The organism is Pseudoalteromonas sp. 1CM17D, assembly GCF_023161805.1.
In the GTDB taxonomy this organism is placed as follows: Bacteria; Pseudomonadota; Gammaproteobacteria; order Enterobacterales; family Alteromonadaceae; genus Pseudoalteromonas; species Pseudoalteromonas atlantica.
In genome coordinates this window covers 579,508-602,075 of the sequence record NZ_JALNTP010000002.1, presented here as the reverse complement: position 1 = coordinate 602,075, position 22,568 = coordinate 579,508, and the positions used below count along the sequence as shown (strand labels likewise).

Below are 22,568 nucleotides of genomic sequence, written 5' to 3'. Positions count from 1 at the left end.
TGTAACTACAAACGCGATACATCATTGAACAAAGCGAAACATGTTAAAAATATGAGCAGCAAGGCGCCCACTTTAAAACCAAATTCTTGTGTCTTTTCAGAGACCGGCTTTTTACGGAAAAGTTCAATTATGTAATACATTAAGTGTCCACCATCAAGCACTGGCAGAGGTAATAAATTAAATACACCCAAGTTAACGCTTATTAGCGCTAAAAAGCTTAAAAAGGCGACTAGCCCGTAGCTTACGCTAGTTCCTGCACCAACTGCAATGCCCACAGGGCCACTTAAATTTTTAACCGAAACCTGACCTGTAATTAAATTACCAATCATGTCAAAGCTAAGCGTTATAAGGCGCCAGGTCTCTTGGGTACCACGAGCAATACTATCAAGCGGACCAAAGCTTCGGGTTTCAACATAGCCCTCAGGCCAAGGTTGAACAACCGGCGCAACACCTAAAAAACCTTGTTCAATACCGTGCTCATTAATGCGCGATTTAGGCGTTACTGTTACGCTATTTATACTATCTTGTCTTTTTACACTAAATTGTAAAGATTTGTTAGCCGATTGCGTAATAAGATTAACTAATTGCTGCCAATCGCTTATTGTTTCACCATTTACAGCGATAATCGTATCGTTAACCTGCAAATTAGCCAGTTCGGCTGCTGAATTTTTAGTAATAGCCGCAATGGTTAATGTGGCTTGCGGTCTAAACGGTACAATACCTAACGAACTCAGTGGCGGCACGTCTTGCTGATCGAGCTTCCAACCCTCTACGTTAAGCATTTTTGTTTGCTCTTGGTAGTTTTCGTTACGCACGACTACGGGCACGCTTTGCTCACCTAAGCTCGACATAAGTGCAAAAGTTGCATCTTGCCAGGTGGCAATCGTGTCATCACCAATTTTAATAATTTGTTCTGAGGGCATAATGCCCGCCTGCTCTGCTCTGCTACCTTCGGTAATACTACCCACTACAGGTTTTACCGATTGCACGCCCACCATGTACATAGCCGCCAACGCCACAATAGCAAATAAAAAATTAGCCAGCGGGCCGGCTGCCACTATGGCTATACGGGCCTGAACCGATTTAGCGTTAAATGACAAATGGCGCTCATTTTCTGGCACTTCATCCACGCGTTCATCAAGCATTTTAACGTAGCCACCCAGCGGAATAGCGGCAATTACGTATTCTGTATTGTATTTATCGTGCCACTTTAAAAGCGGTTTACCAAAACCAATCGAAAAGCGCAGCACTTTAACACCCATTTTACGGGCCACCCAAAAGTGCCCATATTCATGAATAGCAACTAAAATGCCCAGCGCTAAAATAAACGAGCCAAGATTCCAAAAAAAATCTAACATATTAATGAGTCACTTTTGTTATTAGGTCCGCTGCACGTTGGCGGGCTTGTTGGTCACACGCTAATATTTCATCTAGGCTTTGTACGTTAGTGAATGTGGCCGCATCAAGCGTTTGTGCATTAATTTTATAAATGTCAGTAAAGCCAATTTGGCCTTTTAAAAATGCCGCAACCGCTATTTCGTTTGCTGCATTTACCGTTGTGGTTGCGCCTTGCCCTGCGCTGCACGCATCAATAGCGAGTTGTAAATTTGGATAACGCGCAAAATCAGGCTTTGTGAACGAAAAATCACAAATATCCGAAAAGTTGAGTGGTTTTACGCCGGCATTTATTCGCTCAGGGTAAGCGAGTGCATGTGCAATAGGTGTGCGCATATCGGGGTTACCCATTTGCGCTAAAATGGAGCCATCGTGGTATTGCACCATAGAATGAATAATACTTTGTGGGTGGATCACCACATCAATATCGCTGGTGTCACAATTAAACAGCCATTTAGCTTCAATAAATTCAAGCCCTTTGTTCATCATGGTGGCTGAATCTACCGATATTTTTTGCCCCATAGACCAATTAGGGTGAGCGACGGCTTCACTTACTGTTACTTCTTTTAAGGTATTTATATCGCGCGTTAAAAATGGCCCACCAGAGCCGGTAAGCAATATTTTACTTACGCCATGCTCTTGTAAATTTTGATCAGCGTTTGCGTTTTGAAGTGAATGAGGTAAGCACTGAAAAATAGCGTTATGCTCGCTATCAATAGGTAACAACGTGGCTTTATGCTGTTTTACTTTATCAATAAACAACTGCCCCGACATAACCAACGATTCTTTATTGGCAAGCAGTACTTTTTTACCTGCTTCAACGGCGCTTAGTGTGGGCAGTAAGCCGGCAGCGCCAACAATAGCTGACATGACTGTATCGACATCGGGATGCGCACATAAATCGCTCATAGCCTGCTGTGAATGCATTACTAAGGTTTGGCATGGCGTATTATTTAAATACGATGATAATTGCTCTGCAGCGCTTTGTGTGGCCATAACCGCATATAACGGTTCGTGCTCAATACATAGCTCAGCCATTTTTTTTGCATTGTGGCCTGCAGTGAGGGCAAACACGTTAAATAGCGCTTTATTTCGCGCTATAACATCTAATGTACTTAACCCAATTGAACCTGTAGCGCCTAAAATAACAAGTTGCTGCTGTTGGCTCATAAACTCAAGGTCCATGCATAGCACATTACAAACATTGGGGCTGCTGCAGTTAAGCTGTCAATTCTATCTAAAATACCGCCGTGGCCGGGTAAACAGCGACCACTGTCTTTTAGGCCGGCTTCACGTTTAAACATGCTTTCGAGTAAATCACCGACAGCCGAAAATAAAGCTATAAAGGCGGTCATTACGGCATAAATAGGCCATACAGCAAAATCCACACCGGTAAAATGACAAAAAGCTAAAACAAATATAATTGATGCAACCACACCGCCTGCTAGGCCTTCGATGGTTTTATTTGGGCTCACCTTTGGCATGAGCTTGTGCTTACCAAAACTTTTGCCTGTAAAATAAGCCCCTACATCTGCACTCCATACAATACCAAGTACCACTAAAATCAGTACCGAGCCAAAGTGCGTAGATTCAGCATATTGCGCGCTACGTAAGGTATTGAGTGCAAGCCAAAGTGGAATTAAAGTAAGCAGCCCGGCAATGCCGCGCATTACCAAGCCTTCGTTCCATGCTTTGGCCATGGCTGGGTAGCGCCAAATTAAATAACTGGCCACAATCCACCAAGCAAACGAGAGCGTAAATAAGTAATTTGCATCCCCGACCAGCTGGCCGTTTTGCCATAGTGATTCAATCGGCCAATGTAAATTTAGCAGCGCCAATAACGCGCCAATTAACACCACAAACGCACCACGTTTTAATTTTGTGCATAGGCCCATAAAAGCAGACCACTCCCACGCGCCAAGTAAAACAATAATACCGGCAAAATAACTAAACAATGTTAGTGGAGTATAAAAAACCAAGGCTAGCGCTAACGGCGCTAATACAACCGAGGTTAAAATTCGTTGTTTTAACAAAATAGTGACCCTTATTCTATTTTAGGTATGCGCGAGTAATTGTTTTATTTGTTCACCCGTACAACCAAAACGTCGCTCTCTGGCAACGTAACACGCAATGGCCTCAGCAAATGCTGCTTCGTTAAAATCAGGCCAAAGAGTTTCGGTAAAGTAAAGTTCCGCATAAGCAGCTTGCCATAGTAAAAAATTACTAATACGAACATCACCACCCGTGCGAATTAGTAAATCCGGCTCCGCTTGGTCTGCCATGCTCATATGCTGTGCTAAGCGCTCTTCTGTAACATCCTCTGCCTTGAGTCGTCCGCTAGCAACTTGTAGTGCAAGTTGCTTAGCGGCATTTGCCATATCCCATCTACCGCCATAATTAGCGGCCACGTTTAAATGCAAGCCAGTGTTATCTGCTGTTAGCTCATGCGCAGCATATACTTTGCTACGTAAACTTTCAGAGAATCGTGATAAATCTCCAATAATGGTCAGTTTTACATTATTTTTATGAAGCTTTTTAACTTCCTTTGTTAAAACAAACAAAAAAAGCTCCATTAACGTATTTACTTCGTCCTCGGGGCGGCGCCAGTTTTCACTACTAAAAGCAAATAAGGTTAACGATTGTATCCCTAATTTAGTACAAAACTGAACAGATTGACGAACTGCGTCCACGCCTTTTTTATGCCCGAACACACGAGGTCTATTTCTAGCTTGCGCCCAACGCCCGTTACCATCCATGATGATGGCAACATGTTTAGGTAAACATTGCTGTGAAATTGTATCAGCGTCTAGAACCATAAATATTGAGTATTCCATAAAAAAACGCCGCCTAGTATACCCTAGACGGCGTTTCAAAACTAATATATTTCATAACCTGCATTGAGGTTATTTAGCTGTTTAGATTTCCATCAACTCAGCTTCTTTCGCTGTTAGTTGTGCATCCATTTCTTTGATAAATTTATCTGTAAGCTTTTGAATTGTATCTTCTGCTTGACGCGCTTCATCTTCAGAAATATCTTTATCTTTTAATAAAGATTTTACATCGCCATTAGCGTCACGACGAATGTTACGCACAGCAACACGGCCGCTTTCTACTTCGCCACGTACAATTTTAATTAAATCTTTACGACGCTCTTCTGTAAGCGGAGGAAGTGGTACGCGAATTACTGTACCAGCAGACATAGGGTTTAAACCTAAGTCAGACGCCATAATTGCTTTTTCTACAGCTTGCGCTAAAGACTTGTCGAATACGCCGATAGCAAGCGTACGAGAGTCTTCAATCGTTACATTAGCCACTTGGTTAAGCGGTGTATCAGCACCGTAGTACGATACCATAATACCGTCTAAAATTGCTGGGTGAGCACGACCTGTACGAATTTTTGATAGTTGACTACCTAGTGCTGCTACACTTTTTTGCATGCGCTCTTGCGCATCTTTTTGAATATCGTTAATCACGGTTTAATCCTAATTATTTGATTACTTCATCTGAGGCTTGTGAAGAGATAAGTGTGCCTTCTTCTTCACCCATAATTACGCGTTTTAAGGCGCCTGATTTATTCATGTTAAATACGCTCAATGGCATATTATGATCGCGAGCGAGTGTAAACGCCGCTAAATCCATTACTTTTAGTTCTTTATCAATAATTTCATTGTAGCTTAAGTGACGGTAAAGCGTGGCTTCTGGGTTTTTAACCGGATCATCACTAAATACGCCATCAACCTTAGTCGCTTTAATTACAGTGTCGGCTTCAATTTCAATACCGCGTAAACACGCAGCAGAATCAGTAGTGAAGAACGGGTTACCCGTACCTGCTGCAAAAATAACAACGCGGCCAGATTTTAATAAGCTAATTGCCTCAGCCCAGTTGTATGCATCACATACACCGTTTAGAGGGATTGCCGACATTAACCGACAATTAACAAATGCACGGTGTAGTGCATCACGCATTGCAAGGCCGTTCATTACGGTTGCAAGCATACCCATGTGGTCACCAACTACGCGGTTCATGCCAGCTTCTGCTAGTGATCCGCCACGTAAAAAGTTACCACCGCCGATAACCAAACCCACTTCTACGTCGAGTTCTACCAGCTCTTTAATTTCTTGGGCCATACGATCTAGCACTTTTGGGTCGATGCCGAAGCCTTCGTCTCCCATTAAAGCTTCACCACTTAATTTGAGAAGAACACGTCTAAAAATAGGTTTACGATTGATAGTCATAGTATTGGGGCCAACTTTTTATTAAATTATGGGTAAAAAATAACCGCGCTTATGATAAACATAAAAGCGCGGTTATTTTAAAGAATTTCTAAGCGTGACGCAAAAGCAAATAGTACTTTAATAGCATCTAATTTCCTTATGCATCACAAATAGTTAATCTTACTCGCCTTTTGCAGCTGCAATTTGAGCAGCAACTTCAGCAGCAAAATCTTCTTCTTTCTTCTCGATACCTTCACCAACTTCTACACGTGCGAAGCTAGTAACTGTTGCGTTTTTCTCTTTAAGAATTTCGCCAACAGATTTTTTAGGCTCCATGATGAAAGCTTGACCAGTAAGAGAAACCTCACCAGTAAATTTCTTCATGCGGCCAACAACCATTTTTTCAGCGATTTCAGCAGGCTTGCCTTCGTTCATCGCGATGTCGATTTGAACTTGCTTTTCTTTTTCTACAACGTCAGCAGGTACATCTTCAGGCGTTAAGTACTCTGGGTTTGAAGCAGCAACGTGCATTGCAATGTGCTTAAGTGTTTCTTCATCAGCAACACCTGCAACAACAACACCAATACGCTCACCGTGACGGTATTCAACAAGTGTTTCACCAGTGATGTACTGAAGACGACGTACGTTAATGTTTTCACCAATTTTAGTTACTAGCTCAACACGGTCTTCTTCAAACTTAGCTTGTAAGTCTTCGATAGTGATTGTTTCAGCGATAGCAGCGTCAGCAACTTTGTTAGCAAACGCTAAGAAGCTTTCGTCTTTTGCTACGAAGTCAGTTTGACAGTTAACTTCTACTAGTACTGCAACACCATCGTTTTGCTTGATGATGATAGTACCTTCAGCAGCAATGTTACCTGCTTTCTTAGCAGCCTTTGCAGCACCGCTCTTACGCATGTTTTCAATCGCTAACTCGATGTCGCCATCAGTTTCAGTTAACGCTTTTTTACAATCCATCATGCCAGCGCCAGTACGCTCGCGTAATTCTTTAACTAGGGCAGTAGTTACAGCCATTAGTAAATCCTCAAATCTGAAATCAGGTATTAGATAAGCGGGTAAACCGCTCTACAAGAATAGCAAGTCTTCACCTTAAAAAGATGAAGACTTGATGACAGCTAATTACTCAGCTTCTACAAAGTCGTCTTTCTCAGCTTGAGCAACGATGTTGTTCTCACGACCTTCAGTGATAGCAGCTGCAACAGAGCTAGTGTAAAGGTTGATTGCACGGATAGCATCATCGTTACCAGGTACGATGTAATCAACACCGTCTGGGTTAGAGTTAGTATCAACGATTGCAACAACTGGAATACCTAGGTTGTTTGCTTCACGGATAGCAATGTGCTCGTGATCAGCATCGATAACGAAGATAGCGTCTGGAAGGCCACCCATGTTTTTAATACCGCCAAGGCTCTTTTCAAGCTTTTCCATTTCGCGAGTAAGCATTAACGCTTCTTTCTTAGTTAACTTCTCGAAAGTACCGTCTTGGCTTTGAGCTTCAAGGTCTTTAAGACGCTTGATTGACTGACGAACTGTTTTCCAGTTAGTTAACATACCACCTAACCAGCGGTGGTTAACGAAGAACTGGTCGCTTTGTAAAGCAGCTTCTTTAACTGCTTCGCTTGCTGCGCGCTTAGTACCAACGAAAAGAACTTTACCTTTGTTTGCAGCAGCACTTGATAAAAACTTAAGTGCGTCGTTGAACATTGGTACTGTTTGCTCAAGGTTGATGATATGTACACGGTTACGTGCGCCGAAGATGAAAGGCTTCATCTTAGGGTTCCAGTAACGTGCTTGGTGACCAAAGTGAACACCAGCTTGAAGCATATCGCGCATTGAAACGTTTGCCATTTTGTAAATCCTCTATGTAGTTTAGGGTTAGGCCTCCACATATCCCATAGCACCAACACCGAAGTATTTAAACTTCAAATGCACCCAAGTGTATGTGACGATACGTGTGTGTGTTAAAATAAAATTGTGTTTGCCTTAAATACAAAAAATCATTTAAGAATTTATTTGTAAAAAGACGGCGCGCTTTATACCATATTAAAATTAAATACTCAACGTCGCGTGCAAAAATTGTGCGACGATAAATGTTAAAAAACGCAACTTTGGAGCCTCAATGAGCGCTGTGATCAAGACCCCTGAAGAAATTGAAAAAATGCGTGTAGCCGGGCGTTTAGCGGCAGACGTACTTGAAATGATTGAACCACATGTAGTGCCAGGTGTGACTACTGATGAGCTAAATACAATTTGTCATGATTATATTGTAAATGTGCAAGATGCTATCCCTGCGCCACTAAATTACCACGGTTTTCCTAAGTCGGTATGTACCTCTGTAAATCATGTAATTTGCCACGGTATTCCAAATGACAAACCGCTAAAAGATGGCGATAGCGTCAACATTGATGTAACCGTAATTAAAGACGGTTACCACGGCGACACCTCAAAGATGTTTCATGTAGGTACGCCTAACATTCAAGGTAAACGCCTTGCACAAGTAACACAAGAAAGCTTATACCTTGCCATTAAAATGGTAAAACCAGGTGTGCGTTTAGGCGATATTGGTGAAGCAATTCAAAAATACGCAGAGAGCTTTAACTACTCAATTGTACGTGAATACTGCGGCCACGGTATTGGTAGCGAATTTCACGAAGAGCCTCAAGTAATGCACTACGGTAAAGCGGGTACTGGCGAAACACTTAAAGCCGGTATGTGTTTAACAATAGAGCCAATGGTTAACGCAGGTAAGCGCCAGTGTAAACTTTTAAAAGATGAGTGGACTGTAGTTACACGCGACCGTAGTTTGTCTGCACAGTGGGAACACACCCTATTAGTGACTGAAAATGGTGTTGAAATTTTAACGCTGCGATCAGATGATACTATCGACAGGATTATCGAACACTAATAAAAACCGAGCCACTTGATAAAAGTATTTAACCTCTAATCGGGTTAATACATTTAATAACATACTGAATTATATGTAATATTTAATTTATTTTTCCCAAGTTGGAGATTTTCAGTGAAAACAAATCGAATTGACGCGCCAAATAGCGAGCCTATTTGCAAGTGGATTCAACACTGTTAACACTAAAAATAGCCGCTTGGGATAGACTTATTACTTCACGTTCAGGTTATTTATCAATGCTAACGGTTCAATAAGGAGCCAGCCCACGTGGCGTTACCCAACAAAGTAAAAAAGTTGCTTAGCGATGCTGAGCAACTGAGCGATTATCGCGATTGTTCTAGCTATTTTTATAAGTGGTTACATAACGAATTTTCTAAGCAACCAGTTGGTAATTTAATTAATGCCCGGGCTGAGTTTATAGACCGCCTGCTAATTAAACTGTTCCATGTTTACGATTTAGCTCACGAGCCTGATCTTGCCCTTATTGCCGTGGGCGGGTACGGCCGTGGCGAGCTACACCCCTACTCCGATATTGACTTTTTATTGCTTGTTACGCAGCCGCCTAGCGAGCAAATATGCGAAAAAATAGGCCAGTTTGTTACCATGCTATGGGATCTCAATTTAGAGATAGGCCACAGTGTGCGTACCATTGAACAAGCCATAGAGCAAAAACGTGAAGACGTTACCTTTGCCACCAGCTTGCTCGAAAGTAGGCTCATTTTTGGTAATCACATTGAGTTTGAAAAACTTAAAACGCATATTATAGAAACCCCCGTTTGGCGCTCAGGTGAATTTTTTGTAGCCAAAGTGCAAGAGCAAAACCTACGCCATAAAAAGTGCCACGGGACTGCTTACAACCTAGAGCCAAACATAAAAGAAAACCCCGGTGGCCTTCGCGATTTACAAACCATTATTTGGGTTGCTAAAAAGCACTTTAGAGCCGAAACCCTACAAGAGCTAATTAGCCACGGCTACTTAACACATGAAGAGTTTCAGGAGCTTTCGGAGTGCCTAGAAAACCTTTGGAATATTCGCTTTGCACTGCATTTAGCCGCTGGGCGCTCAGAAAACCGTTTGTTGTTTGACCATCAACCACACACAGCTGAAATACTTGGCTTTGGTAGCGATGGTAAAGCTTCGGTTGAGCGTATGATGAAACGCTTATTTAGAATAATGAGCCGCGTACGCGAGCTTAATCAAATGCTGCTATCGTACTTTGAAGAAAGTATTATGCCAGAGAGCAGCGAAGCGCCAGTAATTGAGTTAGACAAAGACTTTGAACGCGTTGGGCACCAAATTAGGGTTAAAAACCCATCGGTATTTTTTAGACGCGATCAACTTTTTGTTTTGTTTGAGCATATTGCCGACAACCCCGAAATTACCCATATTTACCCAAGTACTATTCGTACCATTAGGCAAGTACGCAGGCGCCTATTAGGTGACTTACAAGATTACGCAGCGTGTCGCGAGGCATTTATGCGTATTGTAAAACACCCTAACGGCATGGGCCGCGCATTCACGCTCATGCACAAACACGGCATGTTGGCCGCGTATTTACCGCAGTGGCGTAATATATTTGGGCAAATGCAATTTGACTTATTTCATGCCTACACAGTAGATGAGCACACCCATAAATTAATCAATAATATTTACCAATATTTTGATAAATCTAAAGTGAGCGAGTTTCCTATTTGTAGCGAAATAGTAACCCGTATGGATAAGCCAGAGCTGCTTTATTTAGCGGGTATTTTTCATGATATTGCTAAAGGGCGTGGCGGCGATCACTCAGAGCTAGGCTCAGTGGATGCCATTGCTTTTTCTAAATTACATGGCTTCCCATCATCTGATGGCAAGCTTATATCGTGGCTAGTTGGTAACCATTTACTTATGTCGGTCACTGCGCAGCGTAAAGACATAAATGACCCAGGTGTTATTAAAGACTTTGCTTCGCGCGTAAAAACAGAGCGCCAACTCGATTACCTCTATTGTTTAACCGTTGCCGATATACGCGCAACCAACGACAACTTATGGAATGATTGGAAAAACACCCTACTACGCGAGTTATACTTACATACTCAGCGCGCATTACGCCTAGGGCTTGAAAACCCAATGGATCAACGCGACCAAATACGCGATAAAAAACACCAAGCTAAACAGCGCTTACTTAATTTGGGCTACCTAGAAAACCAAATTGATTTAATTTGGAGCCGCTTTAAAGCCAATTACTTTACTGCCTTTAGCGAGCAGCAAATATCATGGCAAACCGAGCACCTATTAAAATGCGCAGACTTAAGCCTACCCAGTGTTATTGTTTCTGATAAAGCAATGCATGGTGGCACGCAAGTGTTTGCCTATAGCCCATATTCTGGGCCGTTATTCGCTCGCTTAGTTAGCGTAATTGGTTCTAAAAAGGCGCAAATACAACACGCTCAAGTGCTTACTACTAAAGACGGCTACGCCCTATTTAACTTTGTAATACTTGAAGTGAGCGGCGACCCTATTGCAAGTAGCCGTGCTCAGTCAATTAAACGTGGGCTTGAGCAAGCACTTAGCGAACCACGTAAAAAAATACGCTTTAAAAAGAATCGCTCGCAACGATTTAAAGACTTTAATATTAAACCTAAAATAGTGCTGCGCCCTCATGCACGTAAAGATCGCAGCCTAATAGAAATTCAAGCTGTTGATATACCCGGTTTACTTACTAAAATTGCCGAAGTTTTCCAAGCGCATTTATTACACATTCACGCAGCCCGTATTACAACGGTAGGTGAACGTGCAGAGGATTTCTTTGTCGTATCAAATAACGAATACCAAGCGCTGACTGATGAAGAGCAAGCCAAAATTCATCAGGCATTACGTAAAAAATTCAACGCCGAAACAGAATAAGGACACACCATGTCAGATTTAAAAACCATGATAGAAAACGCCTGGGATAACCGCGATAGCATTAGCCCAAGCAGCGTATCTAGCGATGTAAAACAAGCGATTATTGACGCACTAGAGCTTCTTGATAGCGGCGCAGCCCGTGTTGCTGAAAAAATATCAGGCGAATGGGTCGTACACCAATGGCTTAAAAAAGCCGTTTTATTATCGTTCCGTATTCGCGATAACCAACCAATGAACGACGGCGTAAACCAGTTTTACGATAAAGTACCGCTTAAATTTAGCGACTACACACCGGAGCAATTTCAACAAGGTGGCATGCGCGTAGTGCCAAATGCTGTAGCACGTAAAGGCAGCTTTGTAGGTAAAAACGTCGTACTTATGCCATCGTATGTGAACATAGGTGCATTTGTAGATGAAGGCACCATGGTTGATACATGGGCAACTGTTGGCTCGTGTGCACAAATTGGTAAGAACGTACACTTATCGGGCGGCGTGGGCATAGGCGGCGTTTTAGAGCCACTACAAGCTAACCCTACCATCATTGAAGACAACTGCTTTATTGGCGCACGCTCTGAAATTGTTGAAGGTGTAGTAGTAGAGGAAGGCGCTGTTATTTCAATGGGCGTTTACATTAGCCAAAGCACCCGTATTTACGACCGTGAAACCGGCGAAATTCACTACGGCCGAGTACCAGCAGGCGCTGTAGTTGTGCCAGGCGCACTACCATCAAAAGATGGCACTCACAGCCTATACGCTGCAATTATCGTGAAAAAAGTTGATCAACAAACACGCGAAAAAGTAGGCATCAACGCCCTACTACGCTCAATTGATGATTAAAAGAAGCGATAAGCTTTTAGCTGTAAGCCCTAAGCTGATTGGTGTTAAACGTAGGTTGGGTTGAGTGAAACGAAACCCAACAACACATTAAAGTTTAGTGTTTTAGCTAAATTTAGAAAGCTCTAAGCCCTTTGGGTTTAGAGCTTTTTTGTTTAGATTAGAGTTTATCTCTTAAATAGCTAAACCGTTGGGTTTCTCTGTGCTCAACTCAACCTTAATTCAAAGCAATATACGTATACAAAACAAACGACTGAATTAGCCAACACACCCAAGATATAATAAGGTAGTAAAGCATACTTGAAAGTTAGCAATTAATATTAAGGATTAATATGACAAAAACTGCTTTACGCTCAACTATTTTGCTACCGGTATTTTTGCCCGCGGTATTTATTATTCTGCTTTTGGTCATTGGTACAAGTAGCAACCCTGAACTGGCAGGGCAAGCATTCAGTGTCGCCCTCAAGTGGATAACAGAAACCTTTGGCTGGTTTTATATGTTATCAGTTGCCATCTTCTTAGTTTTCATCGTTTGTGTTGCCGCCTCCAGCTGGGGAAATATCAAGCTGGGTCCTGATCATGCGCAACCCCAATACAGCTTTGGTGAATGGTTTGCCATGCTATTTTCGGCCGGTTACGGAGTCGCATTACTTTATTTTGGTGTAGCAGAACCCGTGCTCCATTATGCATCTCCGCCGGCAGGCGCCGCAGAAACCGTTAATGCCGCTAAGCAGGCTATGCAAATTGCATTTTTTCATTGGGGTTTTCATATATGGGCAATTTATGGGATTGTTGGTTTAGTGCTTGCTTACTTTGCATTTCGCCACGGCCTTCCGCTGTCTATTCGCTCAGCCTTGTATCCACTTATTGGTGATAAAATATATGGCCCTATTGGACACACTGTTGATGTGTTTGCCATATTAGGCACGCTATTTGGTATTGCCACAACGTTAGGGCTTTCGGTTACTCAAATTAATGCCGGGTTGCACTACTTATGGCCAAGCATCCCTATTAATACCACGGTACAAATTACCGCTATTGTTATTATTACCGCAGCGGCAACGCTTTCTGTGGTGGCAGGTATGGATAAAGGAGTGAAGCGTTTATCTATAATAAACATGACACTCGCCGTATCATTAATGGCCTTTGTGTTTTTTATTGGCCCGACTATTCATATTCTTGAATCGTTTTTACAAAATACCGGCAGCTACCTCAGTGGTATTGTTGAGCGTACTTTTAATTTACAAGCCTATAGCCGTAGTGATTGGATTGGTAACTGGACCCTATTTATATTTGGCTGGACTATAGCGTGGGCACCCTTTGTTGGTATGTTTATCGCTAAAATTAGCCGCGGCAGAACCATTAGGCAATTTGTTGTGGGCGTGATGCTAGTTCCGACTATTTTTACCTTTTTATGGTTTTCTGTATTTGGCGATACCGCGCTAAATTTAATAATGAATGAAGGGTTTAATACTTTAATAACCGATGTTCAAGCAAACCATGCCGTTGCGCTATTTCAATTATTTGAAGTGCTACCGTTATCGTTTATTATTTCGCTACTAACGGTTATCTTAATTATTACCTTTTTTGTAACCTCATCTGACTCGGGCTCGTTAGTTATTGACTCCCTCGCCTCTGGCGGGAGTATTGATACGCCTGCATGGCAACGGGTGTTTTGGGCTGTGCTTGAAGGCGCTGTGGCTGCTGTTTTATTAGTAGCAGGTGGGCTAAGTGCACTACAAACCATGACAATAGCCAGTGCCCTACCCTTTGCTATTATTATGCTTATTGCAACCGCGGGACTTTGGCGCGCACTTACCATTGAAGGCCATCGCGATACGAGCTTACAAGCACATGCGCTCAATAGCCGTAATGTTAACCTATCTCATTGGAAGCGCCGGTTAGCCGCTATGGTTAATTATCCCAATAAGGAAAAAGTGCATACCTTCATTAGTAGTGTGGTGGTAAAAGCAATGCAAGCTGTTCAAGCAGAATTAAAAGCGCGCCAGTGGCATGCCGAGGTAGATTTTGATACTGACTTAGGCCGCGCCCATTTAACCGTACTACGCCATGAACATGTTGATTTTGTGTATGATATTCGTCTTACTGAGCACCCAATGCCAAGCTTTGCCTACACTGAGCTAAAACCGGATGTTGATAACTCCGAGATGTATTACAAGGCAGATGTTTTCTTACGCCGCGGTGGGTTATCTTACGATGTATATGGCTACAGTGAAGATGATATTGTGAAGGACATTCTTGATCAATTTGAGAATTACTTGCACTTTTTAGGTAACAGCCCAGGGGAACTTCCGTGGGATATGGCCGAACACGATGACATGTTAAATAGCGACAAACCTTAAATAAGCGCTTTAATTAACAGCGCAATTTTGATGCAATAAAAAAGGCACTGCAAAGTGCCTTTTTAATCTGCTCAATTAATTTTTTAATTACAGCGCGTTAAATACGTCGTCTGTTTTAGCTGCGCAAATAAAATCGTTTTTGTGCAAGCCTTTAATTGAATGACTCCACCACGTTACGGTTACTTTGCCCCACTCGGTTAATAAACCAGGGTGGTGGCCTTCATCTTCTGCCATATCACCTACTTTATTGGTAAACGCCATAGCTTGCTTAAAGTTTTTAAACTTATAAACACGCTCAAGTTGCATAATGCCGTCGCGTACCTCTGGTACCCAGTCTGGAATTTTTGTAATAAGTTGGGCAAGCTCTTCCTCAGATACCTTTGGCGCATCTACGTGACAGGCTTCGCATTTTTGTTCACTTAATGAAGACATTTTAAATCCTTACTTTAGCGTTTCTTTTTAAATTAAAGTTAACCGGCTAATTTTTCTTTAGGTGGAAATTTTGGGTCGTGCAAACCAAGCGCTTTAGCTTGCTCAACCAAAGTCATAATATCCATTTGCGATATATCAAACAGATCATGAATCGAATTTATGGTGTAGTACTGTGGTTGCATAATATCAATGCGGTACGGCGTACGCAGCACATCAATTACGCTCATAGGCGTTATCTCTGGTGTATCTGAATACACGTACTGGGTTTCACCTGGGCTTGATAATATACCACCGCCATATATACGCAGGCCGTTTTCGGTTTGCATTAAACCAAACTCAACGGTAAACCAATACATACGTGCAAGGTATACACGATCTTTTTTCTGCGCTGCATACCCTAATTGGCCGTATTTGTGTGTGAATTCGGCAAAGTCAGGGTTTGTTAGCATAGCGCAGTGGCCAAATATTTCATGGAAAATGTCAGGCTCTTGCAGGTAGTCAAACTCTTCTCTGCTACGAATAAACGTCGCTACCGGAAATTGTTTGTTTGCCAATAACCTAAAAAATTCATCAAAATCGATAAGCGCAGGTACAGGCGCTACTTGCCAACCGGTGGTGGCAAGAAGCACTTCGTTAAGTTCGCTTAACTGCGGAATACGATCGTGTGGTAGGTTTATTTTTTTAAGTCCATCCATGTACTCATCACAAGCTTTGCCTTCTATGCACGCAAGTTGGCGCGTAACAAGCTCAGACCAAATTTTGTTTTCTTCTTCGCTCCAATGAATAACACCGTTTTCATCGGGTGTTTTAGAGGTGTATTTACTTGCTTTAGCCATAATAACCTTCTTGGGGTTAAGCCCTAAATGTGTGTCAGTGTGATACTCAAGATTAGTGAATATCTAATGCAGCCATACTATGCAAAAGTGAAGAAAAGTTTAATAGTTAGGCGGATATCTACATTTAGCACGATCCCCTGAAGTGTACAGTTAAAATTACACCACCGGCATTAATATTATACAAACACTAAATTAAAGGCGTTAATGGTAAGTACAACTGTACACAAATAAATACACCTAACAAATTAATGTAAAAGCTTGGTTTAAGTCGTCAATAATATCGTTAACATCTTCAAGCCCTACAGAGAGTCTTATTAAGCCATCACTTATGCCTGCGGCTGCTCGCTCCTCGGGTGTGTAAGGAGAATGCGTCATTGATGCGGGGTGCTGAATAAGCGTTTCGGCATCACCTAAACTTACAGCAAGTGTGCAAAGCTTCATGCTATCTATAAACTGCGCTCCTTGAGCAAGGGTGCCTTTAATTTCAAATGCAATAACGCCACCTGCGGCTTTCATTTGCTTGCCTATATATTTGTTTCCAGGGTGCGATTTAAGCCCAGGGTAATAAACAATATTAACCTGTGGGTGCGCCTCTAAATATTCGGCAACCGTTTGCGCGCTTTGGCAATGGCGCTCCATGCGTATAGCTAAAGTTTTTAATCCGCGATTAATAAGCCATGCGTCGTGCGGGCTTATGGTGGCACCAATATCTTTAAGTACCGTCATTTTTATTAAGGTAATGTGCTCATGCGTTCCACACACAAGCCCAGCTACTACATCGCCATGGCCGTTTAAGTACTTAGTGGCACTGTGCACAATAATATCTATGCCGTACTGCTTAGGTGATTGCAGCAGTGGCGTTAAAAAGGTGTTGTCGACCACACTAATTAAATTATGTTGCTTAGCGAGCGCGCCAATTAAGGCTAAATCAATGACTGCCATTGTGGGGTTGATTGGCGTTTCTACAAATATCATTTTTGAATTAGGTTTTATAGCAGCGCGAAGCTCGCCCTCGTTGGTCATATCAACAAAAGTTACTTCAATTCCCCAGCGCGGTAACATGTGAGCAAAAAACGCAAAAGTACATCCATACAATGCACTTGATGCAATTAAATGATCGCCGTGCGATAAAAAGCTTAATACCGACGCCGATACAGCACCCATACCTGTGGCGGTAGCAGCAGCAGCTTCGCATCCCTCTAACTGTGCTACTTTTTGCTCAAGTTCGGTGGTGGTTGGGTTACCCAGGCGGGTATAAATATAACCGGGCTCATCGCCTGCAAAACGCGCGGCACCTTGTGCTGCATTTTCAAAATGAAAGGTAGAGGTTTGATACAAAGGCGACGTGAGTGCGCCATGCGGATCATTTGCTTTTTGCGGGCCATGAATACATTGGGTATTAATATGCTGCTTGCTCATTGTGTTCTCTCGTTTTTATTATGTGTGTCAATTACATAAATAAAACGCACCGCAGTTTAAATCACAAGCATGCCGGATGCTCAGATGGCTATTTGTGCAAAAACCGCTCAGCGCGGTTTTGTACACAAATATTGCCACTACTACTTTAGGTCGTTGGCTCGGCCTTTTTACGGTTCATAATTTTGCTGGCAATACTTTGCACTGTGCCTTTTAACAAGCTGCGTTTGTTTTCAAGCCGTGGTAATGGGCGGCTAAGCTCCATTGCTTTGTAACCAATACGTGCTGTAAAAATACCGGCGCTTACACCTTGCGCTGCACGCCCCGAAAGCTTACCTAAAAGCTCAGCACTGAGCGCTGTGGCTGCTAAATCAGATAAAAGCTCAGCACTGCCTACAAACATAACTTGTTTTATTAGCATACGGTAGAGCTTAATGCGGCTTGCGTAACCAAAACCAATGCCATAAATTTTACCAATTTGCTCTATTAATTTAGTACCGCGCCAAAGTACCGCCATCATATCCACCAGCGCAAGTGGGCTTAAGGCAACAAGCAACGCTGACTCTGTCGCAAAACGATTTATAAGCTTTTTAGCTTGCGTGTCTTGCGTTATGAGTAAGCTATTCGCGTAAAGGGTCATTATTTCTTTATCGCTATGATGGGTAGCTACTTGGTTTTTAAACGCTTCGAAGTTGTCGAGTTGTTGGTGCTTATTTAGTTTTTCAAGCCAGGGTAATGCGCCACCTACTTGCTCACTATTTAAGAGTCTGTCGGCTTCTTGGCGGTGTAATTGATTACGCTTTAAACTGCGCAGCATTCTGTATTCGCGCCATAGCATGCGCCCAATTAGCAACACACCGCTTACCACCGCCGTTAAATACACGCCGCCCAAAATGACCGACTGCTGAAACGCAAACACTAGCGAATAAGCAAACTCAAGTAGCACTAACACTAAAAAGCTTACAGCAAACACCCCTTTAAGCGTTTGCCATTTAGACTTTTTATATACCGGCTCTAGGTCTATTTCATCATCAAGAAGTTCATCTTCAGGCTCTTCAATGTATTCACTTTGACCCTGGGTAATTATTTTTGCAGGAGCAAGCGTCGCCTCAACCTGCTCATCAGCTTGGCTATCAATTCGCCTACCTGCTTGAAAAGTTTGATGTGTGTCGTTCATGATAATTTGTCTCCTAACAAGTACTGCATCACATGATCAAGGCGAATATGCTTAAGTTGCTTATCGGGGTTTGGCATAGGCGCAAACGATAAAAACTCAAAGCCCTGCGCTGGCCACTCATTTTTATTAAGCATGCGCTTTGGTGGCTGTGGGGGTAAATAAGTAAGCCAATCTTGCTCGTTTAATGGTTTACCATAAATACAATCAAGCGTTTGGCCTTTATCGGCCACTTGGCGCGGCTGCGTTGCTGCAATTGACGACATTGCCATGGTTTCTATTTGTACGCCATCAAACTTTAAGTGATTACTTTGCTCATGCACTAGTGAGTCAAGTAGTAGTGCTAAATCTTTATGGTGCTTTGCACTTATATGATCTGACTTATTGGCAGCAAATAGTATTTTATCTATGTTGGGTTTAAATAAACGCTTAAAAAAACCCGACTCGCCGTAATTAAAATGTGCGAGTAATTGGTTTATTACACTACTTTGCTCTTGGAGTGTTTCGTGGCCTTCGTTTAAAGCGCTGAGTACGTCTACCAACACAATTTGGCGGTCAAAGTGTTTAAAGTGCTCATTATAAAATGGCTTAACTACTTCTTTTACATAGGCGTTAAAACGCTTAATTAAATGCGCTAAGTTAGAGCCAGGCACTACCTCATCACTTTTTATATGCTGTGCATTTACCGGAAAAAATAATAAAAGCGGCGCACCTTGTAAGTCGCCAGGCATAAGCATGCGCCCAGGTTGTAACATGGCAAGCTTAGTATCTTTTTTAAGGCCCACCAGCATACTTTGATAAAGCGCTGCAATGTGTGCAAGTAAGCCTTCATCTACAGGGGCATTTAAATCAAGCTGTTCAAGCGCGTTTAAAAATTCAGTAGAGGTATTCACACGTGGGTGCTGTAGTAACAGCGGGTATTGTTGCTCGCACCACTGACTATAGCTTTGCTCAAGCATAGGTAAATCAAGTAGCCACTCACCAGGGTAGTCAATAATATCTAAATACAGCGTAGATTGCGGCGAAAAATGCCCACGCAACCCTGATGCGCTTTGGTATTTAATCGCTAAACGCAGGGTATTAATACGCTCAGTTGATGCAGGCCATGTAGGCATCCCATCAGTTGGGAGCAAGGCATTAAGTGCTCGCGGATAGTCAAACGTAGGCACCTTTAACGCCTCTTGCGGCACCACTTTAGTAGCTATATGGCGGTGCTCTCGCATTACATCAAAAAACGGTAAGTTTTTATCATCGCTTTGTGTTGTAAGGTGCTTAACAAGTGCGGTAATAAACGCGGTTTTACCACTACCACTTAGACCGGTTACGGCCAATTTTACGTGTTGATCTAAACTGCGATGAAGGGCTTTTTGGGCTGAACCTTTAATACTTTTAAAGGTTTTTTTGGCAAATGAAGTGCTACTCATAATGGGCTAGCACTTCATTGATGCTGTTAATCACCGAACAAAGTGCTATTAAATCCTTTAAAGTTTGTTGATTTCACGGCTAACCGTAAACTCGCTTGAAGTAACATGGCGCTCCATATCTTGAAGACGCGTGTCTATTCGCGTTAAACGCTCTTTTAAGTCTTGCAATGCGCGGCGCGGTGGCTCGCCTTTTTGCCATACTTTAAATTTAACTTCTAGCGGATCGTCAGTTTTAGTTGAGCTACTAGTATGTATAGCTGTGGGGTCTTTTTTATCTAAAATAAACCACGCTGCAATATACGCTACCACAAATAATGGGCCACCCGTTAGCAGTACCGCACTAACAAAAATAATGCGAACTAACCATAACTCCATATTAAAGTAGTCACTTAATCCCGCACATACACCGGCGATTTTGCCGCGCTGTGGGTCTCTTAATAATTCGCGTTTGGCACTCATACTTTGCGTCTCCATTGTGGTGACTCTTGATCGAGTAATGCTTCAAGGGTTTCTACTCTATCAGCCATTTTTTCGGCCTTGTGGGCAAGTTCCAATAACTGGCGATGTTCATGCTCACTTAACCCTTGGCTCACTTGCTTTTTGCTACGGTAGTGCAAAATTAACCACAGTGGCGCAACAAAAATCATGAACAAGATAAATGGTGCAATTAGTATCTCTGGATCAAACATAATCCTCTCCTGACAATCCGTAATCGATGTTTTAAGCAGTGGGGCACTTTAAGTACCCCTTTATAAGTTATTTATCAGCTAGCTTCTTTTTAAGTTCGGCAAGCTCATCATCTATCTTTTCATTTTTTTGTAGGTCGGCAATTTCATCTGCAAGCGACTTTTTACCTAAATCGTAAGACTCTATTTGAGATTCTAGTCCATCAATTTTAGTTTCGTAGCGCTCAAAGCGATTAAGTGCATCTTCTACTTTAGAGCTATCAAGGGCTTTTTTCACTTCAAGGCGCGACTCAGCCGAACGTTGACGTAAAATAATTGCCTTTTGACGTGCTTTAGCATCGGCTAGCTTTTCTTGTAGAGTAGTGACTTCTTGCTGAAGTTTCTCAATGTGAGACTCTACATGCTCAAGCTCAGACTCTACTGCTGCGACTGCTTCTGCCGATTTTTGCTTTTCAAGTAATGCTGAACGCGCTAAATCGTCGCGGTCTTTACTTAATGCAAGCTCTGCTTTGTCTTGCCAATCGCTTACTTGTGCTTTTAGTGTGTCTACACGACGTACTAATTCTTTTTTCTCAGCCAGTGTTTTAGCTGACGTAGAGCGCACCTCTACCAATGTGTCTTCCATCTCTTGGATAATAAGACGAACCATTTTTTCTGGGTCTTCTGCTTTATCTAAAATGGCATTGATATTAGAATTAACAATGTCTGCAAAACGCGAAAAAATTCCCATAACATTTACCTCTGTAATATAAACTTAGTTGGTCTGCTGTAACTAGTATCAATATGCTTGCCAACTTTTTAAAATCTAAAATACACTTTATTTTCATTAAGTTAAACTAAATATACAAATTCCTTTAGTTATCCCTGATTATGAAATACACTAACTGTTAGCAAAAATGACCAAGAGTTAGGAAAAATGAGCCAATATCGCCAACAGGATAATTTACTCGGCCAATCTGATAGCTTTTTAGCTGTACTTGATCAGGTATCGCAGTTAGCTAATTTAGATAAGCCAGTGCTTATTATTGGCGAGCGAGGAACCGGTAAAGAGCTTATAGCCGCCCGTTTACATTTTTTATCAAAGCGTTGGGATCAAAACTACGTAAAGCTTAACTGTGCAGCCCTTAACGAAAACCTCCTCGAAAGCGAATTATTTGGTCATGAAAGCGGTGCTTTTACCGGGGCAAGTAAACGTCACGAAGGTCGCTTTGAGCGCGCTAACAGCGGTACCTTATTTTTAGATGAGCTGGCTAATACATCGGCCATGGTACAAGAAAAGCTTCTGCGCGTTATAGAATACGGTGAATTTGAGCGGGTTGGTGGTAAACACACCGTAAAGGTAGATACTCGTTTAGTGTGTGCCACCAACGAAGATTTACCCCACCTTGCTGAGCAGGGCGAATTTAGAAGTGACTTACTTGACCGCTTAGCCTTTGATGTAATTACCCTGCCACCACTGCGCGAACGTCAAGACGATATTATGCTACTCGCTGAGCAATTTGCCATGAATATGGCACGCGATTTAGAGTGGGAGTTATTTAGTGGCTTTACCCGCAGCGCCACCGAAACCCTGCTAAATTACGATTGGCCGGGTAATATACGCGAGCTTAAAAATGTAGTTGAGCGAAGCTTGTATCGTCATGGCAATGAACATATCCCCGTTCACCAGATTATTTTAGACCCGTTTGAAAGCCGTTTTAGACCCAAAGCACGCATTAAAGCTCCTATTGCAACACCGCTTGCCCCAGCGGAGCCTACAACACGAGCCACACCTATTAGCGAGCTTAGTAACGAGCTTAGCGCCCCAATTGAATTTCCGTGTAGCTTAAAAGAGCGCTCTAACGAATTTGAAATTAATATGATTAATAAAGCCCTTGAGCATAGCCAATTTAATCAAAAGAAAACTGCAGAAGTACTCGGTTTAACGTATCATCAATTACGTGGTTATCTTAAAAAATACAATTTATTAGAAGATAAATAGTTA

At 42.3% G+C, this 22,568-nt stretch carries 21 protein-coding genes; 5 read left to right on the top strand and 16 right to left on the bottom strand.

Going from position 1 to position 22,568, the window contains the following annotated elements; all coding sequences use genetic code 11:
• Window positions 1-5: 5 nt before the first annotated feature.
• From rseP to rpsB, 8 genes are all read right to left on the bottom strand, one after another.
• Window positions 6-1,358, bottom strand: coding sequence for a sigma E protease regulator RseP (gene rseP, locus MSC25_RS06335; protein WP_004586925.1), 1,353 nt, complete (start codon window positions 1,356-1,358; stop codon window positions 6-8).
• 1 nt (window position 1,359) lies between these two features.
• Window positions 1,360-2,565 carry a 1-deoxy-D-xylulose-5-phosphate reductoisomerase gene (gene ispC, locus MSC25_RS06330; RefSeq protein ID WP_248442918.1) on the bottom strand — a complete coding sequence of 402 codons (1,206 nt, stop codon included), beginning with the start codon at window positions 2,563-2,565 and terminating at the stop codon, window positions 1,360-1,362.
• Window positions 2,562-3,428, bottom strand: coding sequence for a phosphatidate cytidylyltransferase (locus tag MSC25_RS06325; protein WP_004586923.1), 867 nt, complete (start codon window positions 3,426-3,428; stop codon window positions 2,562-2,564). The genes ispC and MSC25_RS06325 overlap by 4 nt, the downstream gene beginning before the upstream one ends.
• A 21-nt stretch (window positions 3,429-3,449) precedes the next feature.
• The gene (locus MSC25_RS06320; protein ID WP_096041411.1) at window positions 3,450-4,229 is read right to left on the bottom strand and encodes an isoprenyl transferase; all 780 of its coding nucleotides are present in this window, start codon (window positions 4,227-4,229) and stop codon (window positions 3,450-3,452) included.
• A gap of 81 nt (window positions 4,230-4,310) precedes the next feature.
• Window positions 4,311-4,868: a ribosome recycling factor gene (frr, locus tag MSC25_RS06315; RefSeq protein WP_096041410.1), complete on the bottom strand. Its 558-nt coding sequence runs from the start codon at window positions 4,866-4,868 to the stop codon at window positions 4,311-4,313.
• Window positions 4,869-4,881: 13 nt separating this feature from the next.
• Window positions 4,882-5,631 (bottom strand): UMP kinase, encoded by a 750-nt coding sequence (gene pyrH, locus MSC25_RS06310; RefSeq protein WP_039972186.1) that lies wholly within the window; start codon window positions 5,629-5,631, stop codon window positions 4,882-4,884.
• 159 nt (window positions 5,632-5,790) lie between these two features.
• Complete coding sequence (gene tsf / locus MSC25_RS06305; protein ID WP_004586919.1) at window positions 5,791-6,642, bottom strand: translation elongation factor Ts; 852 nt, start codon at window positions 6,640-6,642, stop codon at window positions 5,791-5,793.
• A gap of 105 nt (window positions 6,643-6,747) precedes the next feature.
• Window positions 6,748-7,476 carry a 30S ribosomal protein S2 gene (gene rpsB, locus MSC25_RS06300; RefSeq protein ID WP_004586918.1) on the bottom strand — a complete coding sequence of 243 codons (729 nt, stop codon included), beginning with the start codon at window positions 7,474-7,476 and terminating at the stop codon, window positions 6,748-6,750.
• 238 nt (window positions 7,477-7,714) lie between these two features.
• Here rpsB and map point away from each other — a divergent pair, with 238 nt between their 5' ends.
• From map to MSC25_RS06280, 4 genes are all read left to right on the top strand, one after another.
• Entirely contained in the window at window positions 7,715-8,533 is an 819-nt protein-coding gene (map, locus tag MSC25_RS06295; protein ID WP_223230592.1) for a type I methionyl aminopeptidase, read from the top strand.
• Between the two features lie 267 nt (window positions 8,534-8,800).
• Window positions 8,801-11,419 (top strand): [protein-PII] uridylyltransferase, encoded by a 2,619-nt coding sequence (gene glnD / locus MSC25_RS06290; protein ID WP_024033810.1) that lies wholly within the window; start codon window positions 8,801-8,803, stop codon window positions 11,417-11,419.
• A gap of 9 nt (window positions 11,420-11,428) precedes the next feature.
• Window positions 11,429-12,256 carry a 2,3,4,5-tetrahydropyridine-2,6-dicarboxylate N-succinyltransferase gene (dapD, locus tag MSC25_RS06285; protein WP_064386073.1) on the top strand — a complete coding sequence of 276 codons (828 nt, stop codon included), beginning with the start codon at window positions 11,429-11,431 and terminating at the stop codon, window positions 12,254-12,256.
• 329 nt (window positions 12,257-12,585) lie between these two features.
• Complete coding sequence (locus MSC25_RS06280; protein ID WP_248442901.1) at window positions 12,586-14,616, top strand: BCCT family transporter; 2,031 nt, start codon at window positions 12,586-12,588, stop codon at window positions 14,614-14,616.
• Window positions 14,617-14,703: 87 nt separating this feature from the next.
• Here MSC25_RS06280 and MSC25_RS06275 read toward each other — a convergent pair whose 3' ends face one another.
• The 8 genes from MSC25_RS06275 to pspA all read right to left on the bottom strand — a co-directional run bounded on the left by MSC25_RS06275 (window position 14,704) and on the right by pspA (window position 21,314).
• Complete coding sequence (locus MSC25_RS06275; RefSeq protein WP_004586913.1) at window positions 14,704-15,048, bottom strand: 4a-hydroxytetrahydrobiopterin dehydratase; 345 nt, start codon at window positions 15,046-15,048, stop codon at window positions 14,704-14,706.
• Between the two features lie 38 nt (window positions 15,049-15,086).
• On the bottom strand, window positions 15,087-15,884 hold the full coding sequence (gene phhA / locus MSC25_RS06270) for a phenylalanine 4-monooxygenase (protein WP_029774298.1): 798 nt from the start codon (window positions 15,882-15,884) through the stop codon (window positions 15,087-15,089).
• Window positions 15,885-16,121: 237 nt separating this feature from the next.
• A complete protein-coding gene (gene megL, locus MSC25_RS06265; protein WP_248442900.1) occupies window positions 16,122-17,303 on the bottom strand; it encodes a methionine gamma-lyase in 1,182 nt (393 codons plus the stop codon).
• A gap of 145 nt (window positions 17,304-17,448) precedes the next feature.
• Window positions 17,449-18,477 carry a TIGR01620 family protein gene (locus MSC25_RS06260; protein WP_248442899.1) on the bottom strand — a complete coding sequence of 343 codons (1,029 nt, stop codon included), beginning with the start codon at window positions 18,475-18,477 and terminating at the stop codon, window positions 17,449-17,451.
• Window positions 18,474-19,898 (bottom strand): YcjX family protein, encoded by a 1,425-nt coding sequence (locus MSC25_RS06255; protein WP_004586909.1) that lies wholly within the window; start codon window positions 19,896-19,898, stop codon window positions 18,474-18,476. Before MSC25_RS06255 ends, MSC25_RS06260 begins: the two co-directional genes overlap by 4 nt.
• A 57-nt stretch (window positions 19,899-19,955) precedes the next feature.
• The gene (pspC, locus tag MSC25_RS06250) at window positions 19,956-20,357 is read right to left on the bottom strand and encodes an envelope stress response membrane protein PspC (RefSeq protein WP_248442898.1); all 402 of its coding nucleotides are present in this window, start codon (window positions 20,355-20,357) and stop codon (window positions 19,956-19,958) included.
• Complete coding sequence (gene pspB, locus MSC25_RS06245) at window positions 20,354-20,587, bottom strand: envelope stress response membrane protein PspB (RefSeq protein WP_004586907.1); 234 nt, start codon at window positions 20,585-20,587, stop codon at window positions 20,354-20,356. Before pspB ends, pspC begins: the two co-directional genes overlap by 4 nt.
• 67 nt (window positions 20,588-20,654) lie before the next feature.
• The gene (gene pspA / locus MSC25_RS06240; RefSeq protein ID WP_004586906.1) at window positions 20,655-21,314 is read right to left on the bottom strand and encodes a phage shock protein PspA; all 660 of its coding nucleotides are present in this window, start codon (window positions 21,312-21,314) and stop codon (window positions 20,655-20,657) included.
• A 186-nt stretch (window positions 21,315-21,500) separates the two neighbouring features.
• Between pspA and pspF the strand changes: the two genes are divergently transcribed.
• Complete coding sequence (pspF, locus tag MSC25_RS06235) at window positions 21,501-22,565, top strand: phage shock protein operon transcriptional activator (protein ID WP_248442897.1); 1,065 nt, start codon at window positions 21,501-21,503, stop codon at window positions 22,563-22,565.
• Window positions 22,566-22,568 lie beyond the last annotated feature (3 nt).

What these genes read in the sequence shown, in the direction of transcription:
- rseP (WP_004586925.1), bottom strand. Translation starts at nt 1,358, where the DNA reads ATGTTAGATTTTTTTTGGAATCTTGGCTCGTTTATTTTAGCGCTGGGC.
- ispC (WP_248442918.1), bottom strand. Translation starts at nt 2,565, where the DNA reads ATGAGCCAACAGCAGCAACTTGTTATTTTAGGCGCTACAGGTTCAATT.
- MSC25_RS06320 (WP_096041411.1), bottom strand. Translation starts at nt 4,229, where the DNA reads ATGGAATACTCAATATTTATGGTTCTAGACGCTGATACAATTTCACAG.
- pyrH (WP_039972186.1), bottom strand. Translation starts at nt 5,631, where the DNA reads ATGACTATCAATCGTAAACCTATTTTTAGACGTGTTCTTCTCAAATTA.
- tsf (WP_004586919.1), bottom strand. Translation starts at nt 6,642, where the DNA reads ATGGCTGTAACTACTGCCCTAGTTAAAGAATTACGCGAGCGTACTGGC.
- rpsB (WP_004586918.1), bottom strand. Translation starts at nt 7,476, where the DNA reads ATGGCAAACGTTTCAATGCGCGATATGCTTCAAGCTGGTGTTCACTTT.
- dapD (WP_064386073.1), top strand. Translation starts at nt 11,429, where the DNA reads ATGTCAGATTTAAAAACCATGATAGAAAACGCCTGGGATAACCGCGAT.
- MSC25_RS06280 (WP_248442901.1), top strand. Translation starts at nt 12,586, where the DNA reads ATGACAAAAACTGCTTTACGCTCAACTATTTTGCTACCGGTATTTTTG.
- MSC25_RS06275 (WP_004586913.1), bottom strand. Translation starts at nt 15,048, where the DNA reads ATGTCTTCATTAAGTGAACAAAAATGCGAAGCCTGTCACGTAGATGCG.
- phhA (WP_029774298.1), bottom strand. Translation starts at nt 15,884, where the DNA reads ATGGCTAAAGCAAGTAAATACACCTCTAAAACACCCGATGAAAACGGT.
- megL (WP_248442900.1), bottom strand. Translation starts at nt 17,303, where the DNA reads ATGAGCAAGCAGCATATTAATACCCAATGTATTCATGGCCCGCAAAAA.
- MSC25_RS06260 (WP_248442899.1), bottom strand. Translation starts at nt 18,477, where the DNA reads ATGAACGACACACATCAAACTTTTCAAGCAGGTAGGCGAATTGATAGC.
- MSC25_RS06255 (WP_004586909.1), bottom strand. Translation starts at nt 19,898, where the DNA reads ATGAGTAGCACTTCATTTGCCAAAAAAACCTTTAAAAGTATTAAAGGT.
- pspC (WP_248442898.1), bottom strand. Translation starts at nt 20,357, where the DNA reads ATGAGTGCCAAACGCGAATTATTAAGAGACCCACAGCGCGGCAAAATC.
- pspB (WP_004586907.1), bottom strand. Translation starts at nt 20,587, where the DNA reads ATGTTTGATCCAGAGATACTAATTGCACCATTTATCTTGTTCATGATT.
- pspA (WP_004586906.1), bottom strand. Translation starts at nt 21,314, where the DNA reads ATGGGAATTTTTTCGCGTTTTGCAGACATTGTTAATTCTAATATCAAT.
- pspF (WP_248442897.1), top strand. Translation starts at nt 21,501, where the DNA reads ATGAGCCAATATCGCCAACAGGATAATTTACTCGGCCAATCTGATAGC.